We start from the raw sequence: 17,257 nt of genomic DNA, 5'->3' as shown, positions 1-17,257 counted from the left end.
GCCATGAACATTTTGATCGATCGTCTTCCTGACACGATCAAAGTGCAGGATCAGGAGTATAGAATACAGACAGATTTCAGAGCCTTCATTAAGTTGGAGGCTCTTCTTTTTGACAATATTGACCCGGTTGACAAACTGATAAAAATACTCGACTTGATGATCGTTGACCTTACGCCCGAACTTGTGGAAAATTTAAAGCTTCCTGAATTTGTAGAAGAGATGATAAGTCAGATCATCAGATTTTACAGCATGAATGAAGAGCCAGAGGATAATTCAAGAATCCAAAAGAGGGTTTATTCTTTTGACTCAGATTCAGCTTATATTTACGGTGATTTTTATTCTCAATATGGTATAGACCTTAGCACAGCCCACCTTCATTGGTGGGTTTTTCGTACTTTGCTTCTACAGCTTAACAAGAATAGTAAATTCGCTGAGGTTATCGGCATCCGGTCCGTCGTATTGGATAGCAAGATGCCAAAAGAGCAGCGCGCTTATTACGCTCGCATGAAAAAGCTATACCAGTTGCCGGGTAGCCAAAAGCCTATAAAGTCGGGATTTGCAAATTCGTTTGCCGCAGCGATTGGTTTGACGGAAAACGGGGAGGTGAAGCGGAATGAGTAGAGCTGATGGCTCGATTATTATTGATACAAAGATAGACCAGTCCGGTCTTGACCGCGGGATATCTACCCTCACAAAAACGTTGGCCGCCGGTGTCGGAACAGCAACAACTGCTATTGCCGGCTTAAGCGCTGCGGTTGTAAATGTCGGAAGCAAGTTTGAAACATCAACAGCAAAGGCCAGCACTTTGTTCGGAGACACTGCAGTAAAAACGGATGTGCTCAATGATAGGATTCTAAGTTTATCCAATTCTTCAGGTCTGGCTGCGGATACGATCGGCAATTCTCTCTATAACGCCTTGTCTGCCGGTATCCCGGTCACCGAGGACATGGGTGACGCCATGGACTACATGGAGAAGAATGCTCGGCTGGCGAAAGCGGGCTTTACCGACATTGACACGGCAGTCACAGCGACGGCCAAAGTTTTGAATGCCTATAAGATGGACGTTTCAGAAACGGATAAGATCCATAAAATCTTAATGGCCACGCAGAACAAAGGTATTACGACCGTTGGCGAACTCGGATCTGTTTTAGCGCAGGTTACGCCAACCGCTGCGGCCATGTCTGTTTCCTTCGAGCAGGTCGGTGCTGCACTGGCGACAATGACTGCACAAGGCACGCCAACAGCACAGGCCACGACACAGCTTAATAGCCTGTTTGCCGAACTTGGAAAGAATGGTACGCAAGCGGCTAAGGCGCTGGATGAATCGACGAAGAATACTGATTACGCCGGAAAGTCATTTCAGGACTTAATGGCAGCTGGTGTACCGCTCAACGAAGTGTTGGACCTCATGGATGATTATGCCAAGGACAACAATAAGTCGCTCCTTGATATGTTTTCATCCATCGAAGCTGGCAAAGCGGCGTTATCCATGGCCGGGAAAAACGCTGAACAGTATACAAGCAATCTTAATGCAATGAGCACCAGTTCAGACCTTGTTGGCGAAGCTTACGAAAAGATGTCTGACACCTTCGAGGATAAAAGCCGCGTCATGGGCGAGTCCTTAAAAAATGTCGGCATTCAGGCTTATGACAAATTTAAAGAGCCACTGAAGGACGCAATGGAAGGCTCTATCACCGAGGTTGATAAGCTTTCCAAAGAAATGTCCAGTGGGAAGCTGTCAAAGAGCGTAGACACGATCGCAGGGGCTTTTTCAGGCTTACTGAAAGAGCTGGTCAAGCTGGCGGGCGAGTGGATCCCGAAGATAATAGATGGATTTGCATGGGTCATTGATCACGGAAAGCCTATCGCTGGAACTGTCACCGGTATAACAACGGCTATCGTTGCTTTTAAGGCTGCGAATAAGCTGGATTCTACAATGGTTGCTTGGAAGAAACTGAAAAATGCCCTTTCTGGTTATTTATTGACATCAAAAGGTGCTACAGTAGCCGAAGGCGTCCATAATGGGTTGATCAGTACCAAGACAGCTTTACTAGGATCAGCCACCATTAAACAGCTTGCTCTCAACGCTGCGCAGCTGGCATCACCTCACATGTGGCTGATTGCCGGTATTGGCGCCTTGGCAGTGTCTATCGGTGTGCTTGTTGCGAATTACGATAAAGGCAATACCGCAGTGCAGGCCATGAATAAGTCCTTGAAGGACGAAAAGCAACGATGGGATGACCTGAAGGTCGCACAAGAAGAAAAGCTGACTACCGATCTTTCACAGATTGATTACACCCAGCGACTTTACAATGAGCTTCAGACCTTAGTCGACGCGGAAGGTAATGTGATCGGGTCAAAAGAGCGGGTCAAGTACATCACGGACAAGATCAACGAGCAGTATCCAGATACGATCAAATTTATTGATGATGAAAAAGGTGCTTATATCGACGCGGCCGGAGAACTTCAAAATTTGATGGAACTGAAGAAAGCTGAGATCCTTTTGAATTCCATGGAAGACCAGTTTGCAGAGGCATTGAAGAACCGATCGCAGGCCATTAAAGACGTGGCGACATCGCAGCAGCAGCTGAACGATGCGCAGGTCACCTACGATGAAGCTTTGGCTGCTTACAATGAAAATCCGGATTCTTACACCAATCAAGTGGCTGTTAACAAAGCGCAGAGCGCATTAACCATGGCCCAGGGTAATCTTCAGCTCTCTCAGGATATGTACAATCAATCGGTGACCGTAATTGCGGAGTACGAAACTCTTTCTGAAGGTATCCAGTCAAAAAACATGGAAACGGTGAACGAATATCTGAATGGTGTTTCATCAATGATCAATGCAACGGCTGAATTTTCCACCGAAAACCATGAAGCCCTCCTGAAGCAGTATGAAGACGAATCTGCTCAGTGCGATGCATTGCTTGAGCTACTTGATCAAACGACAGAAGAAAAGTATCGAAAACGAATTGAAGCCGACCTGCAGGAAGCTGAACAACGTCGAAAGCACGCCGCGGAACAGCTGGAACAATCCACCCTTGACGCCCAAGCGCTGGGGATGGCCACCGTGGATGGTGAAATTGCAGGAATCCAAGCGAAGCAGCCGACTCTGGATGAATTGCGCCGAATTCAGAACCAGTCAAGAGTTCAGGCCACGTCAACGGCTGTGGAAGATGAAAAGAACGTCCTGGATACTGGCGTGTCTGATAAGGCTGCGATTGAAGAATCCGGCTACGATCAGTCTTTAATCGATCAGTCTGACTATATCGCAGAAAAAACGGATGCCGCGGAAGTGGCTCACGAAGAAGAAGTCGTCAGATCGGATGAAATGCAAGAGGAAAAGACTGAACAAGACCAGGAACATTACGCCGAAGACGCCGAGAAGCTGCACGAACAGCTGGCGAACCTGAAGCAGATCGCTGAAGAAGAAGCCCCGCCGGTCGGCCGGGCCATTTCTGATGGGATGGCTGCTGGTATAGAGGCTGGTAGATCGAGCGTCATTAGCGCAGCAATTAACGTCGCAAGAGCAGCGATTGCGGCCGCGAAAGCTGAGCTTGGGATTGCGTCGCCTTCTAAAGTTACAAAGGAGATGGGAAAGTTCTTTGATCAGGGCTTTGTAACTGGAATTGAATCCGATCAGGATAAAATGGTCAAGGCCGCAAAGATCAGCGCTGAGAGCATGGTTTCTGCCGCTCAGCAAGCCGTACTCGCCAGCCAATCAATGCTCGGACAGCGTTTGACTTTTGGCTTGTCCGGAACTATCCAGAATAGCCGAGGCAAAGCAGATCCATCCTCTATTCAGCAGATCATCAACATCAATCAACCGTGCAAGTCCGCGGTGGAAACAGCGCGGGAAATCCGCCGGGCTTCCCGGGACTTAGTAAAAGTTTAGAAAGGAGGACACCATGGAAAAAATATTGAATTTTACCTTTAAATCAAAAGGACAAGAAATCAAAATTGGTTCAGGAACAAGCTACGGCATTGTTACTTATTCCGGGATCGCTGCACCAGACGTCCTCCTGGCTAAAACCCAGAACGTCCTTCAGGACGGTTCAGCGGTATCCGGAGTCTATCTGATCGACCGGTTAATCTCTGTCACCGCGGAACTGATCATAACGCAAAACCAAGAGCTGCATCGCCAGCAGCTGATCCATTTTTTTAACCCGAAGACGACCGGAAATTTGATCGTTAATTATTGCGGTGTAGAAAGAAATATTGACTATATCGTCAATAAATTTGACGTTGTCACTCCGACGACGCTGTGGGAAAATCTGTCCTTCACGGTCGATCTGATTTGCCCGAAGCCGTATTTCAACGATATGGATAGTTTCGGAAAGAATATCGCTCATATCACAAAGCAATTTGCCTTTCCTTTAGCAATTCCGACCGGAAAAGGGAAAATTATGGGCTACAAGACATTTAAACGGGAAGTGTTATTGAACAACCCGGGAGACGCTCCAACTGGTGTTGAAATCGTATTTGTTGCGCTTCGCGGGACCGTGGTTAATCCGAAGTTGATCAAGGCCTCGACTGGGGAATATCTGCGAGCTGTGCTGACAATGCAAAAAGGGGACAGGCTCACGTTTAATACGAACGAGAGATCAAAACGAGTTGAACTCAATGGCGAAAATGTGATTCATTTGTTGGATCGTCATTCAACTTTTTTCAACATTGATGTAGGCGATAACTTGCTTCGATACGACGCCGATGAGAACTATATTAACATAGAAGTTCGGCCATATTACGTTCCGAAGTATCTGGGGGTGTAGCCATGGACATTTACATTTTAGATCGCGAGTTTCAAACCGTCTGTATTCTGGACGGTTTTTCTTCGCTTTTGTGGAACCGGCGCTATAAATCTCTAGGAGATTTTCAGTTGGTAATGGCCGATCCGAAATATTTTGTCTTAGCCAAGAGTGCAAAGTATATTTACCGGCCAGACGCCGCAGAAGTTGGCTTGATCGAAAGCATAGGTTTTACCCAAGACGAAAGCAACCTCGAAATGGTTACGATCAAAGGAAGATTTTTAGAAGCACTACTGTATCGACGGGTCATATCTAAAACCGTGACTTTGAAAGGAACGGTTGAGGAAGTGTGCCGGCAGTTGGTGTCTGATATTTGTATCAACGATCCGAAAAGGAAAATTGATAATCTGGAACTTGGCCAACTGGCGGGTCTTGGCTCTGCAATCGACACGCAAAGCACAGGAGACAATCTGTCAGAGAAACTCTATGAGCTGGAAGCTGTGGAAGACCTGTCACACAGGATAAGGTATGACTTTCTGACAAACAGACTCCAGTTTGAAGTGTGGAAAGGTCTTGACCGAACAGACGGACAGGAAGAGAACCCGATAGCCATTTTTTCAAGCAATTTTGAAAATGTCGTAAACCTTGAATATTCAGTTGATGAAACGGAATATAGAAATTTCGCTTATGTTGCCGGCGAAGGTGAAGGGCCCGGGAGGATCGTGGAAGAAGTTGATTGTACCAATGGCGAAGAACGCCGGGAAGTTTACATCGACGCAAGAGATTTACAGAAAAAAAGAGTGGATCAAGAGGATCTCACCGATCAGGAGTATCAGGCTTTGTTATATCAGCGTGGCCTCGAAAAGCTTCAGGACTACAAGCGTATCGAGGTTTTTAACAGCAACATAGATCATCAGTCAAACTTGATCTATAAAAAGGACTTTGATCTCGGCGATCTTTGTATTTACGTTAATCACAAGATTCAGCTGTCTGTAAACAAGCGGATCACAGAGATTGACGAGGCCTACGAGGGAACGTCGTTGACGGTCACGATCATCTTTGGCGATGATTATAAGTCCATAACAGAAAAAATTAAGAGAGGAGGCTGAGAATCAGTGAGAAGCGGTTTTTTTAACAGCGAAATCACCGGCTATGACGGCGAAGGTATGCCGATTTTTGACCGGGCGGAAGATGCGGAGTTTTACGCCGAATATTTTAATTCCTTCATCGGAAATGGAGTCTTTCCGAATCCATCAACCAATTTTCAGGTACTTGCCGGCGGAAGTATGAAACTCAATATCCAACCTGGCAAGTGCTGGATTAATGGCTATTTCGGATGGTCGGATTTACCGGAACATTTGACATTAGAACGAGGCGATACATTAGATCGGATTGATCGAATTGTCCTGCAGCTTGACCTTCGTACCCGGCAGATAGCGCTTGTTGCAAAAAAGGGTACGCCAGCAAGCACGCCAGTAGCTCCAGAAATAACCCGGCCGGCATCCGGAGAGATTGGTGACATTTATGAATTAGGGATCGCGGACGTAAGGGTTAACAAAAACTCATCTGTGATCCTTCAGGAGTACATCACAGATCTGCGGCTAAACACAACCTATTGCGGTATCGTGGTTCAGACGGTTAAAGGAATTGACACAACCACCTTGGCACTTCAGCTGCAAGGGTGGATTGATCGGTACATGCCGGAAAAAGAGGCTATATTTAACGCTTGGTTAGATAGTCTGAAGGATATTTTAGACGAGAATACAGTCGGGAATCTTTTGAATTTAATCAACAAAAAAACGTCTTTTGAAATCGTTGAAAACGGACTTTCCACATCATTAGAGGGCGTTAAATTTGTTGTGTTAGAAAGCGTTTTTGTGCCAAGCGGAAATTATGTGGTATCACCTAACATGGGAATAAAAATTGAAGGAGATTAGAAAATGGCAGAGTTAAAGAAGGTAAGAGTTCAGCTGTTAAACCCAGAAACGAACGAGGTTGTAGAAGAAGTCGACGTTTTAACATCGGCCGACGCGGTAACATTCGCTGACGGCGAAACATTTCAGCAGAAGCTGGACGCAGGCAAACTCAAGGGCCAAACTGGCAACACTGGGGCGACTGGTGCAAAAGGGGATGACGGCGCAACATGGTTGTTTGGCACAGCAGCTCCCACATCGTCCCAAGGTAAAGACGGAGACGGTTATCTCAATACTGCAACGTATGATATCTACAAAAAAGCGTCGGGAGCATGGGGCAAACAAGGCAATATCAAAGGGGCAACAGGTGCTACCGGTGCTACTGGGCAAACAGGTCCCGCAGGACAAACTGGTCCCGCAGGGGCAGCTGGGGCAAAAGGCGCGGATGGAGCAACCTGGTACAGCGGCACCGGCGTAACTGGAACAAGTACAACAGGTACGGTGTTCAGCGCCTCAGGCGTATCGTCGGCAAAAGTAAACGATCTTTATCTTAATACGTCAACGGGTGCCGTCTATAAATGCACGACTGCCGGCGCAGCAAGTACAGCAAAATGGGCGTATCTGTGTAGCATTAAAGGACCTAAAGGTGACACCGGCGCACAAGGGGCAACAGGTGCAAAAGGAGCTACCGGAGCAACCGGGCTTCAAGGCCCTAAAGGCGCAGATGGCGATAAAATCAAGGTTGGAGCGACTCTTGCCGCGGCGACAGAATATAAGCTGTTCTTCAAAGTGCAGTGAGGAAAGGAGGCATTAAATGTCAACGATAAAAAAAGGGACATTAATGAGCCAGGATGAAACAATTGCCCTTTATCCTAAAACGTCATCAGACAATGTTGAAACTTCGGATGGAAGTACCGTTGAAAGTGAACTGGCAAATAAAGCTGCAGTAAATCATAGCCACAGTTTGGCCACTCAGAAAGCTGATGGTTATATGTCCTCCGCTGATAAGACAAAGTTGGACAGCTTAACTGATGAGCATTTAATCCGTAACGTTACTTTAACGGCTGCTTCTTTTGTAGCTAATACGGATAGCTATGCAAGTTTCTACGGATTTTGCTCCGACTATACAGTAGCCGGCATGACCGAAACCTGTAAGGCAGACTATGAAACCGAACCGGGATCGGATGACATCATAGAGAGAGGTAACACGATGGCAGGGAAGATCAGATTTTATGCAAGCGCACAGCCAAGTGTTGACGTGGTGTTGAATAACGTCGTTTGGAAGGAGTTGGGATAAATGTTGTTTGGAGGAGATAAGCACGGCGGCAAAAATCCTTTTCCGGGGTACGAGCTTAAGATAGGTGAGCTATGCAGCTTGCCGGCAACTTCGGGTACGAATAATGGAGGATTAACACGGACATTAAGTGTTCCGGCGGGGTGCATTCCGTTGTGTGTGAAAATGGAAGGTGGATTAAGCGTATATTCTGGCAAAGGTGAGTCGCCGAGTTATTATTTACAGGTCAAGGATAATAATGGAAAGATTTATTACTACGCTACTCGAAGTGGCGGATCTGGAAGTATAAGCAGCGGTTCTCCATCGCTTTATTTGAATCCATTGGCAGCTTATGATGGTGATTTAAAAGTAGCAAGTTCCATTACATCTGTTTCAATAACAGCGTCTAATGGCGCCGGCAATCTGATTTCTAATTATACGCAACCAAAAATGTCTGTCACAATGTGGCTCGAAAAAATCGGGGGGGGGGGCAGCGTAAATCGCTTGAAATCCCTTTTGGTAAGCCGTTTTTCATGCTTTGCAAAAGCGTTAAACGTTACTGGAAAAGAGGTGTCGAACATGTTGTTCGGTGGCTCTAAACGTGGCGTAAATAAATCTCCAATTCCGAAAGGGTATGAACTAAAAACAGGAATATGCGATTCTTCCTCTGCAAGCAACAACGGAACAGTAAACAGATTAATCCCTACTGGCATAATTCCTTTAACTATTAAATGTGAATGGTCAGCAAATAATTCCGCTGAGGGGTGGTATATAAATTTCAATATAAGCCCCTCATCCATTGGGTGGAATTCTGGCATTGTATGGTCAGGCGGGAAAGGTTCTAGTTGTTCTTGCTTCATGGATGTCGAAGCGTGGAAAGGTCTCGAATACTTAAAAACTTGTAAGTATTATGGCGGAACAGCCGTTAATGGAAATGGTACGATAAAATTTACTATAGTAAAATGGCTCGAAAAGGTCGGTGAGTGAGCATGTTATTTGGAGAAAAATGTGGAAGTAAAAGCGATCGTATAATTATTAGCATTGGATATATGTACAATTTAACCTCAAATTCAACGGGGTATGAGGTTTTAAACACTTCAAATAATCCGTATTTTCAGCCCTGGGGTAATATTTTTGGAACAGGCGCAAGCCCAACGTTTAATGGCACATCAATCGGCGCAACGTTAAAACTTCCTTATAACAATAAGATTCCTCTGACTATGCAGCTATCCGGGGTTAATACAAATTATTGGGAAATTTGGTTTTCAGAAGATGGAGCTTCATTCGAGAAAATATATTCAGGAGGAAGTGGAACGGTATATGTTCCTTTCAATCCAGACAGAAAGGTCAAATACATAAAGTTCACCGCTTCCGGAACCAGCCAGATGAAAGAAAACAAAGTTCTCGTAAGACAATGGGCGGAATTTGAATAAAATGTAGGCTCAAAGTATGAGGTAGTTAATCTATTTGACGCACGGCAGTCGCCAGGAAGTGTAGGTGGATCAAAAGCGTTTGAGAAGCCTGTTTATGTAGACAACGTTTACATGTCATGGTTTAGGAGCTTTTCGGACTACAAAGCGACGGTAACCGTTATAGTGACCTTGGAAGATGGCACTCAACAAACAGTCTATTCCGTGACAAACAGCGGAGCAGTTGGTGGTGAAAATGCTGTATTAAAAGTTAACAAAAAGATCAAATCTATCAAATTTGAATTGATTAGCGGATCAGTCGGCGGAAATGGAATAGGCTACCAGGTTACTTTTGTGGCCTTGAAATGAAAGAGGTAATTTAATGGAAATAATCCAAAGAATCATCCCAGAGTCATTATGGGGACTTAAATGCCCTCACAGCATGACTCCAACATATATCACGATTCACGAGACTGCCAACGATGCGAGCGCAGCCAATGAGATTAAGTTTATGCAGGGAAACCAAAAAGAGGTTTCCTTTCATTTTGCGGTAGATGATAAAGAAATCATTCAAGGACTGCCGCAGGATCACAATGCCTGGCATGCCGGTGACGGAGGCAATGGGCCGGGAAACCGAAAATCGATTGCGATTGAAATCTGTTATAGCAAGTCCGGCGGACCACGTTATGAGCAAGCCCGGCTCAATGCCATTGAGCTGGCCGCAGCGCTGCTGAAAACGTACAGACTTCCGCTGACTCGCCTGAAAAAGCATCAGGACTGGTCCGGCAAGTTCTGTCCGCACCGCATGTTGAAGGAAGGGCGCTGGGATGACTTTGTATTGAAAGTTAAAGAAAAAATGGAGGATGAAGATATGAGTATCAAGGACAGCTACACCACAGAGATCTACAACGGGCTAACGATCCAGATCGCCCGAATGGGGATGGATCTGGATTATGAGTACAAGGGTACAGTGGTTGGTAAGCCGTTTGGCCCTAATGCAGTACAACGATCGCAAAGCATTGACGATCCAGAGTTGGAGGCGGCCGGCTGGCAGTCTTGTGGCCATACCAACGGTGGGATTTTTTATAAAGATCCGGTCACCGGCAATTGGATGGCCAGTGGGATTGAGGTGCTGATGGGCAACGCCACACAACTTTGGGACACTCGGTTTGACAGCTGCGCTGCGCTTGGTTTTTACCACTCTGGGGAGATGATTATCGGCACCCAGGCGGAGATCAAGGCTTTAGCTGCAGCTGGCCAGCTCCGCGGAGCGGTCACCGCAGCTTTTGGCGTTAAGCTCAACGGCCAGCGATGGACAGCTGGATCAGAGTTTAATTCGCAGCGTGATTACATCTACTCTAACAAATCCGGCCGAACGATCGTCGGGCAGGCGACCAATGGTCAATACGTCATGGTGTCGGTGCCGGGTGTAAGCGGCAAGTCTGGTTTAACTGGCAGCCAGCTGCCGGCGTTGGCTGATCATTTGGGTTTAACATCAGCAGTCTGCCTGGACGGCGGAGGCAGCCGTTACCTGTCGTACTGCGGATCGATTAAGACCAATACAACCAGAGCAGTCAAAAATGACATCATCATCTACCGTCGTAAAAAGGCAACGCCGGCGCCGGATCCAGAACCGGACACAAAGCCAGATGTCAGTGGTGACGGTATGGTGCTGATCACTGACAAGGGGCCTCTGCGGATCCGCAATGCTGTGATGGGTGACAAGATCCTTTATACAGTGCCGCAGGGCGAGCAGATCGACATCCTGGACATGCTGGCCGGTCGGAAGCAAGATGGATATCAATGGGCATTTGTGTCCTATACGCCGGTGGGAAAATCTGACAAGATCATCGGGTACAGTCAGATTGATCTGGATTACTCACAAATGGATGAAAAAGGAGGAAACTAAAATGGAAGACATCAAGAAACGTATCTCAAAATTGATTGATTTAAAATCGATTATCTCCATCATCATGGTGGCCGCAATGGTTGCCGGCTTTTTTGGTAAGATGGTATCTGCAGAGCAGTTTGTGCCGCTGGTTACGATGATCGTAACCTTTTATTTTGCCAAGCAGGATAAGCCTGATAAGGAGTAAGCCTAATGCTTGAGTTTATCTCTACACACATCATGGAGCTCGGATGGACTTGTATCGTTGGCATCCTCGCAATGCTCTATAAGACGATCCAAAAAAATTTTAAAAAAGTATTGGCTGATAACCAAAATATGAAGTTTGGTGTCCAAGCCGTGCTCCACGATAGGCTTATACAAAAGTGTACCTACATCATCCAGCGGGAATACGTGACAACAGATGACCTTGATGAGCTTGAGGAGCTCAACAAGCCTTATAAGGCTCTCGGCGGTAATGGCACGGTTAAAACAGCGCTGGAAAAAGTCAAACAGCTGCCTCTTAAATAGCAAATACCCCGACTTCCTATTTGGAGGCCGGGGCTTTTTTTATGTCTTCAGGGGTTAAATCTACGATGACATGACCGTTTTTATCCACAAAGGATAAAGTTGTGTTTGTCATGTCAGCAATTTTTATCAGATCGCTGGTGTTGAAGCGGGTATCAGCCGCACGTAACTTGTTATTAAAGCTTTCGCGGCTCATACCAAAATCAATAGCTGCGTCGATCTGTTTTTTACCAGCGAGAAGTAACAATGCGTTTATTTTATCTTTAATCATATAATCACCTCAATAATAATGTAACATAAATGTTTTGAGTTTACAACAAAACATTAAAAATTAAAAAATAACGAGTAAAGTTTATTTTTATGTTTACAAATAAACGTATGGAGTTTATAATAATAAGCGTAAGGAGAGATGGAAAGGAGGGTAGCAAGTCGCTTACTAGAGGGAGGTGAAAGCAGATGGAATCAATAGAGGCTTATCTGAGCTGGTGCAAAGAAAAAGGCAGAACACCCGGTCAAGCTGACAACCTGCGAGAATTCTGCCGAAGCTCAAGAGCTTAACAAGCTCTAGGTGGTGAGGGTTGCAGCCCTTGCCACCTGCACTAATTATAAAACAACCGCGAAATAAAAGGAAGGGTACGAAACCTAGGAGGATAAGAAAAATGAAGTGCGGAGAAATAACGATGATCAACATGGAAGACCTGACAAGCATTGAACTGCTGAAAAAACATATAATGTATTCCGATGAATTTGAAGAACTTCCGAAATCTCGACAAGAGGAGATTTATAAATACTGCAAGCTCAACGCTATTTTCCCAAATTGCAAAGAAAACCTGAAGCAAATAAGATATGCAGTGTCTAGAATATATTTTGGTTATTAAAGATAGAAAGCTGAGGATGATAAAATGAAAATAAGTAAATACCTTGAAAGTATTTCTGAAGAAAAAAATATAGAAATCTATCAGCATGTGTCCAAGATCCGGTATGCGGCGGGTACGAAGAAGAAGATTATGCGATCAAAAGCTTGGAAGACAATATTGAATAATGAAAACGTGTTCTGTGTGCGACGTACTGCAGACAGCGTGATCATTACATTTTTGTGAGTCACATTATGACAGAAATCGGTAATTTGATATATAGGTTGTGTGATCGGATCTATCCCGGCGAAACTGACGAACAGATGGCACAGTCAATTCAGGCGATATGCTTAATCAGAGAACTCGCCAAGTGCCTCGCTCAGGGGGGGCAAATTGATCCGGATTTGATTGCAGAAGCAGAGCGCTTCCTGTCTTAAAAATCGTACCAAATTCGTACCAAAATTCTTGAAATCTAATGTAAAATGATGCCGCCAGATGAAACGAAATATAAAAAAAGGCTTTAAAATAAGGTTTTACGAAATCGCATAAAGCTGGTCTGCCGATTCCCTAAGAGGACACCATTTGCTTACGAACAGGTCGAATACTTAAGGTATCCGGCCTTTTTTCTATTGAATCAGACATGGATAAATCAGTCAGTAATAGTTAAAGCTGACTGAAAAGTTCAAAGAATACGGACAGGGAAGACATTGATTATGATGAAAATCACGGGCTGCGGAAAGAATGATTTTTCATAGACATAATCATTGCGTATAATTAAGAAAAAAGACTTAATATGAGAGAAGGGGAGGAAAGAAGGAATGAACACACCGGAATTGGAGACAGAACGTCTGCGGCTAAGGAAATTCACAGAACAGGATATTTCCGCAATCTATGCCATTTTCAGCGACAAAGAAGTCAATACATACCTGCCGTGGTATCCGCTGACCAGCGTTGCTGAAGCGAAGACTTTCTACGAGGAGAACTTTGTTTCGGTTTATGCAAAGTCGCAGGGCTACGCCTATGCGATTTGTCTGAAAAGCGACGGAATTCCGATTGGTTATATCCATGTAAGCCCGGGCGAGAGCCATGATCTGGGATATGGTTTACGCCGCGAATTCTGGCATTGCGGAATTGCTGCAGAAGCAGCCCGGGCGGTGATTCATCAGGTGAAAGAAGACGGTTTTCCCTACGTCACGGCCACGCATGACGTAAATAATCCGCGCAGCGGCCATGTCATGCAGGCAGTTGGGATGCGTTATCAATATTCTTATGAAGAAATGTGGCAGCCAAAGAACTTCCTGGTTACATTCAGAATGTATCAGCTCAATTTAGATGGAAACGATGGCCGGGTATACCGTAAATATTGGGACAGCTATGACAACCACTTTGTTGAAACTTTGTAATACTTCCGTTATTTATTCAATCTTCGTAAACAGGAATTGACGGGAATGAAGGAATATAGTATATTCTAATTAGAACATATCTATATAGATGTAATTCGGAAAGGAAGGGTTCGGGGGAAAAGCAGCCATTCATCTCGTTGGACCCCAGGTAAAAGATGAAACTGTTAATCTCAGATTTAGACGGAACGTTGTACCCACGAAAAGAATCTCCCAATCCCAACCAGCTTCAAGACAACCTGAACGCGGTCAGACGCTGGGTGGAACATGGCAATAAATTTGCAGTTGCGACAGCCCGGGGGCTGCATCATTATCCGGTCATTGCGGAGAAATTGGGCTTTGATTTTAATTTCATCGGCGGCAATGGCGCGGCGGTACGGCTGGAAACCGGCGAGACGATAATCAAGCAGCTGCCCTGCAGCGTGTACCTTGATCTGTGCCGCTATGTCCTTGAGAATGATCTGAATATCAGTGTTGCGACCGGCTATCATGACTGCTGGCTGTGGTCAGGCAACGACCGTTACCCGCGCGGAGTTCCGGCCTATGATTCCCTGTGGGATTCGATTGTGGTCGCGAAGCTGGATGAAATCAATCCAGAGGACGGCGTTGAACGAATTCAGATCTTTGTACCGCCGCATCAGCGCGACGCGTTCAAAGAGACGCTGAGCCGGCGGAATTATCCAGGGATCATAACGACTAGCGACTGCGATATGATCGACATCGGTCCGCTGAACAGTTCAAAAGGTATCTCCATTATGGAACTATGCGCAAAGTTTGGAGTGGACCGCGATCAGTTGATCGTCGTCGGCGATTCTGAAAACGATATTCCGATGTTTCAAACGACCCGGCACAGCTATTGCATCGACATGGCCGAGCCGCAGGTCATAGCCAGCGCAGCGCACAGCGCCGCTTCGGTTCAGGCGGTTATTGAACAATGGCTGGATAGAGAATCGGCGTGAGGATATGCTGATTATCCCTGTTTTGGAGTTGTAGAAAACATCGCATGCGGGTTGAGGACAAGACCGCTGAGAGGAGAAAAAACATGAGGGAATGGGAGGCCCTGTTTCATTTCAAAAAACCGGATCCGGCGCGGCTGCTTGCCTTCGGGTTCCGCGAGTCCGGTAATCAGTTTTTATGGGAAACGCCGATCAACGAAGGTCAGTTCCTGCTTCGCGTCGTTGTGGATAAGGGACAGCCTGACTATTCATTGACAGATCCGGCTACCGGAGAAGAATATACGCTGATTAAATCTGAAGCCGCGCAGGGTCATTTCGTAACGGCGCTGCGCGAATTGTGCCGGCAGGAACTTGCCCGTATCGCCGCCGCCTGCTTTATCACCGACACGTTTCAGGCGGAACAAGCCCGGCGGATCGTCGGCTATCTCCGCGAACGTTATGATGTGCAGCCGGAATACCTTTGGGAAGCTTCGCCCCATTCCGCAGCTTTGCGCCATAAGAAAACCTTGAAATGGTTTGGCGTGCTGATGACGATTGAAAGCCGCAAGCTGGATCCGCAGCGCGAGGGATGGATCGAAATTCTTGTCGTAAAAGCACAGCCGGATGTGATTGCGGAAGAAGTCGGTAAGCCAGGCCAGTACCGGGCTTTTCACATGAATAAAAAGCACTGGATCACATTGACGCTGGACGGTGTCCTGACAGACGCCGCGATTCAGAACTGGATTGATAAAAGTTTTGCGATGACATAAGAAACCGAAAGCGTGAGCGTGTAGCCGGAGAGGGCGGGATCTTCGCCGCGAATCCGGGATCACTCAGGCTTAGACGTACCAGCTGCTTCATCCTGACCTTCACTGCCCGCAAAGGAGGACTGTTTATGACAAAGGCTTTATCTGAAATGTCGTTAGAAGAATTGTGGCATCTCTTTCCAATCGAATTGGTCCCGCCCCGTCAGGAATGGCCGCAATTCTATGCAGAGGAATCTTCATTCCTGAAAAGTCAGCTGCCTGAAAATCAGCTGATCCGCATGGAACATATCGGCAGTACGGCCATAGGAACAATTTGGGCGAAACCGATTGTGGATATTCTGGTGGAAACGACGGAAGAGGCGAATTGGGAAGAAATGCAAGCACGGCTTCTCGATGTGGGATATTTATGCATGAGCCAGTCGGAGTCGCGAATGTCCTTCAATAAAGGCTATACGCCGCAGGGCTTTGCGGAACGTGTCTTTCATCTCCATCTGCGCCGGCCGGGCGATCATGACGAGCTGTTTTTCCGGGATTACCTGATTGATCATCCAAAAGCCGCTTTGGCATATCAACGGCTGAAGCTGCGGCTGGCAAAATTGTATCGCTTTGATCGTGACGGCTACACCGCGGCTAAAACGGAAATGATTCGGGAGTATACGCAGAAAGGAAAAGCGGAAAAATACCGCGAGAATGATTTTTGAGTTCATTAAGAACAGGAGAATAGAAATGATAAGAAATCCAGAACAGACGATTGGAAAACTGGCGGATCATGTCAGCGATGTCGTTTGCAGCTTCATCGACGATCAGGGATATCCTGAAACCTGGACGCTGCCGCAAGCCTGCCGGCGTGAGGGAATTTGCCGCTTCTGGTTTGAAGTGGAAGCGGCGGCGTTTTCTTTTCCGGGAATTGATCAACGGCCAGCCAGCCTTTACTTTATGGATCAGCGGTTTTACCGCGGCGTTTGTCTGAAGGGGTGGCTGACAATCATCGGCGTTCAGGAAGACCTGTTGCCAAAAAGGACGGAAGTATCCCGGGAAAAGCGGGAACTTGAGGAATCAGGGAAGATCAGAATTCTGTTTACTGCCAAAAGCGGAAGGTATTACAGCCATTTCCAATCGTCCGACTTCATCGTTCAGTAAAGTCTGAAATCGGGAAGTAAGACGGAAAATGCTGGCGCAGGGTTCAGGACTGCGGCGTGCCGATCTTCGAAGCGCCCTTCATTGAAAGTGAAGAAATATCGGGATTTCCTGTCGATCATGTTTTTCTTCATTGTAAAAAAGGGTCAGGCTCCCCGATGTCAGACAGCGGAAATCTTGTGGAAGGAATAATGCAAAATCTTTGGCCCGCGAAGAAAAAAAGGGTTCTATAAATTTTGGTGTTGGTAGAAACCAACGCCTTTTTTTCTTGAGCATAAAAAAAAGAGACATAGGTAAGAATTTCCGTTACAATAAAGTTACCACACAATATAGAAAGGAAATCTCACTATGTCCATTACTCATTCTATCGCATCTGTTCTCAATTTAAAAGACCCTCATCTTCATTTC

General features: G+C 46.1%; 19 protein-coding genes. 18 read left to right on the top strand and 1 reads right to left on the bottom strand.

The window, feature by feature from the left end; translation table 11 throughout:
• The first annotated feature begins 3 nt into the window (after positions 1–3).
• The 12 genes from I2D94_RS15135 (at position 4) to I2D94_RS15080 (ending at position 11,759) form a co-directional block, all read left to right on the top strand.
• Positions 4–621: a Gp15 family bacteriophage protein gene (locus tag I2D94_RS15135; protein ID WP_195397516.1), complete on the top strand. Its 618-nt coding sequence runs from the start codon at positions 4–6 to the stop codon at positions 619–621.
• Entirely contained in the window at positions 614–3,895 is a 3,282-nt protein-coding gene (locus tag I2D94_RS15130) for a phage tail tape measure protein (protein WP_195397515.1), read from the top strand. Before I2D94_RS15135 ends, I2D94_RS15130 begins: the two co-directional genes overlap by 8 nt.
• Positions 3,896–3,908: 13 nt before the next feature.
• The gene (locus I2D94_RS15125; protein WP_195397514.1) at positions 3,909–4,772 is read left to right on the top strand and encodes a phage tail domain-containing protein; all 864 of its coding nucleotides are present in this window, start codon (positions 3,909–3,911) and stop codon (positions 4,770–4,772) included.
• Positions 4,773–4,774: 2 nt separating this feature from the next.
• Complete coding sequence (locus I2D94_RS15120) at positions 4,775–5,857, top strand: siphovirus ReqiPepy6 Gp37-like family protein (protein ID WP_195397513.1); 1,083 nt, start codon at positions 4,775–4,777, stop codon at positions 5,855–5,857.
• A 6-nt stretch (positions 5,858–5,863) separates the two neighbouring features.
• Positions 5,864–6,685: a hypothetical protein gene (locus I2D94_RS15115; RefSeq protein ID WP_195397512.1), complete on the top strand. Its 822-nt coding sequence runs from the start codon at positions 5,864–5,866 to the stop codon at positions 6,683–6,685.
• A 3-nt stretch (positions 6,686–6,688) separates the two neighbouring features.
• Positions 6,689–7,459 carry a collagen-like protein gene (locus tag I2D94_RS15110; RefSeq protein ID WP_195397511.1) on the top strand — a complete coding sequence of 257 codons (771 nt, stop codon included), beginning with the start codon at positions 6,689–6,691 and terminating at the stop codon, positions 7,457–7,459.
• Positions 7,460–7,475: 16 nt separating this feature from the next.
• On the top strand, positions 7,476–7,958 hold the full coding sequence (locus I2D94_RS15105) for a hypothetical protein (protein WP_195397510.1): 483 nt from the start codon (positions 7,476–7,478) through the stop codon (positions 7,956–7,958).
• Positions 7,959–8,921 (top strand): hypothetical protein, encoded by a 963-nt coding sequence (locus I2D94_RS15100; RefSeq protein WP_195397509.1) that lies wholly within the window; start codon positions 7,959–7,961, stop codon positions 8,919–8,921.
• 2 nt (positions 8,922–8,923) lie between these two features.
• A complete protein-coding gene (locus I2D94_RS15095; protein WP_195397508.1) occupies positions 8,924–9,367 on the top strand; it encodes a hypothetical protein in 444 nt (147 codons plus the stop codon).
• A 358-nt stretch (positions 9,368–9,725) separates the two neighbouring features.
• Entirely contained in the window at positions 9,726–11,252 is a 1,527-nt protein-coding gene (locus I2D94_RS15090; protein WP_195397507.1) for an N-acetylmuramoyl-L-alanine amidase, read from the top strand.
• A 1-nt stretch (position 11,253) separates the two neighbouring features.
• The gene (locus I2D94_RS15085; protein ID WP_154240532.1) at positions 11,254–11,439 is read left to right on the top strand and encodes a hypothetical protein; all 186 of its coding nucleotides are present in this window, start codon (positions 11,254–11,256) and stop codon (positions 11,437–11,439) included.
• A gap of 5 nt (positions 11,440–11,444) precedes the next feature.
• Entirely contained in the window at positions 11,445–11,759 is a 315-nt protein-coding gene (locus I2D94_RS15080) for a hypothetical protein (RefSeq protein WP_195397506.1), read from the top strand.
• A gap of 16 nt (positions 11,760–11,775) precedes the next feature.
• On the opposite strand, the gene I2D94_RS15075 is transcribed toward I2D94_RS15080, so the two are convergent.
• Positions 11,776–12,027 carry a hypothetical protein gene (locus I2D94_RS15075; RefSeq protein WP_195397505.1) on the bottom strand — a complete coding sequence of 84 codons (252 nt, stop codon included), beginning with the start codon at positions 12,025–12,027 and terminating at the stop codon, positions 11,776–11,778.
• 388 nt (positions 12,028–12,415) lie between these two features.
• Between I2D94_RS15075 and I2D94_RS15070 the strand changes: the two genes are divergently transcribed.
• The 6 genes from I2D94_RS15070 (at position 12,416) to I2D94_RS15045 (ending at position 16,852) form a co-directional block, all read left to right on the top strand.
• Entirely contained in the window at positions 12,416–12,634 is a 219-nt protein-coding gene (locus I2D94_RS15070; RefSeq protein WP_195397504.1) for a hypothetical protein, read from the top strand.
• 794 nt (positions 12,635–13,428) lie between these two features.
• Positions 13,429–14,013, top strand: coding sequence for a GNAT family N-acetyltransferase (locus I2D94_RS15065; protein WP_195397503.1), 585 nt, complete (start codon positions 13,429–13,431; stop codon positions 14,011–14,013).
• Between the two features lie 155 nt (positions 14,014–14,168).
• On the top strand, positions 14,169–14,969 hold the full coding sequence (locus I2D94_RS15060; protein ID WP_072683892.1) for an HAD-IIB family hydrolase: 801 nt from the start codon (positions 14,169–14,171) through the stop codon (positions 14,967–14,969).
• Positions 14,970–15,052: 83 nt separating this feature from the next.
• Positions 15,053–15,715, top strand: coding sequence for an MmcQ/YjbR family DNA-binding protein (locus I2D94_RS15055; RefSeq protein WP_195397502.1), 663 nt, complete (start codon positions 15,053–15,055; stop codon positions 15,713–15,715).
• A 125-nt stretch (positions 15,716–15,840) separates the two neighbouring features.
• Entirely contained in the window at positions 15,841–16,413 is a 573-nt protein-coding gene (locus I2D94_RS15050) for a GrpB family protein (protein WP_195397501.1), read from the top strand.
• A 25-nt stretch (positions 16,414–16,438) separates the two neighbouring features.
• Positions 16,439–16,852 carry a hypothetical protein gene (locus I2D94_RS15045; protein ID WP_195397500.1) on the top strand — a complete coding sequence of 138 codons (414 nt, stop codon included), beginning with the start codon at positions 16,439–16,441 and terminating at the stop codon, positions 16,850–16,852.
• Positions 16,853–17,257: the final 405 nt, after the last annotated feature.

This window comes from Holdemania sp. 1001302B_160321_E10, assembly GCF_015552275.1.
Classification (GTDB): Bacteria; Bacillota_I; Bacilli_A; order Erysipelotrichales; family Erysipelotrichaceae; genus Holdemania.
This window is presented reverse-complemented; position numbering and strand designations above follow the sequence as displayed.

Bases quoted from the DNA above. Each gene is read 5' to 3' on its own strand.
- I2D94_RS15135 (WP_195397516.1), top strand. From the start codon at position 4: ATGAACATTTTGATCGATCGTCTTCCTGACACGATCAAAGTGCAGGAT.
- I2D94_RS15130 (WP_195397515.1), top strand. From the start codon at position 614: ATGAGTAGAGCTGATGGCTCGATTATTATTGATACAAAGATAGACCAG.
- I2D94_RS15125 (WP_195397514.1), top strand. From the start codon at position 3,909: ATGGAAAAAATATTGAATTTTACCTTTAAATCAAAAGGACAAGAAATC.
- I2D94_RS15120 (WP_195397513.1), top strand. From the start codon at position 4,775: ATGGACATTTACATTTTAGATCGCGAGTTTCAAACCGTCTGTATTCTG.
- I2D94_RS15110 (WP_195397511.1), top strand. From the start codon at position 6,689: ATGGCAGAGTTAAAGAAGGTAAGAGTTCAGCTGTTAAACCCAGAAACG.
- I2D94_RS15105 (WP_195397510.1), top strand. From the start codon at position 7,476: ATGTCAACGATAAAAAAAGGGACATTAATGAGCCAGGATGAAACAATT.
- I2D94_RS15100 (WP_195397509.1), top strand. From the start codon at position 7,959: ATGTTGTTTGGAGGAGATAAGCACGGCGGCAAAAATCCTTTTCCGGGG.
- I2D94_RS15095 (WP_195397508.1), top strand. From the start codon at position 8,924: ATGTTATTTGGAGAAAAATGTGGAAGTAAAAGCGATCGTATAATTATT.
- I2D94_RS15090 (WP_195397507.1), top strand. From the start codon at position 9,726: ATGGAAATAATCCAAAGAATCATCCCAGAGTCATTATGGGGACTTAAA.
- I2D94_RS15085 (WP_154240532.1), top strand. From the start codon at position 11,254: ATGGAAGACATCAAGAAACGTATCTCAAAATTGATTGATTTAAAATCG.
- I2D94_RS15080 (WP_195397506.1), top strand. From the start codon at position 11,445: ATGCTTGAGTTTATCTCTACACACATCATGGAGCTCGGATGGACTTGT.
- I2D94_RS15075 (WP_195397505.1), bottom strand. From the start codon at position 12,027: ATGATTAAAGATAAAATAAACGCATTGTTACTTCTCGCTGGTAAAAAA.
- I2D94_RS15070 (WP_195397504.1), top strand. From the start codon at position 12,416: ATGAAGTGCGGAGAAATAACGATGATCAACATGGAAGACCTGACAAGC.
- I2D94_RS15065 (WP_195397503.1), top strand. From the start codon at position 13,429: ATGAACACACCGGAATTGGAGACAGAACGTCTGCGGCTAAGGAAATTC.
- I2D94_RS15060 (WP_072683892.1), top strand. From the start codon at position 14,169: ATGAAACTGTTAATCTCAGATTTAGACGGAACGTTGTACCCACGAAAA.
- I2D94_RS15055 (WP_195397502.1), top strand. From the start codon at position 15,053: ATGAGGGAATGGGAGGCCCTGTTTCATTTCAAAAAACCGGATCCGGCG.
- I2D94_RS15050 (WP_195397501.1), top strand. From the start codon at position 15,841: ATGACAAAGGCTTTATCTGAAATGTCGTTAGAAGAATTGTGGCATCTC.
- I2D94_RS15045 (WP_195397500.1), top strand. From the start codon at position 16,439: ATGATAAGAAATCCAGAACAGACGATTGGAAAACTGGCGGATCATGTC.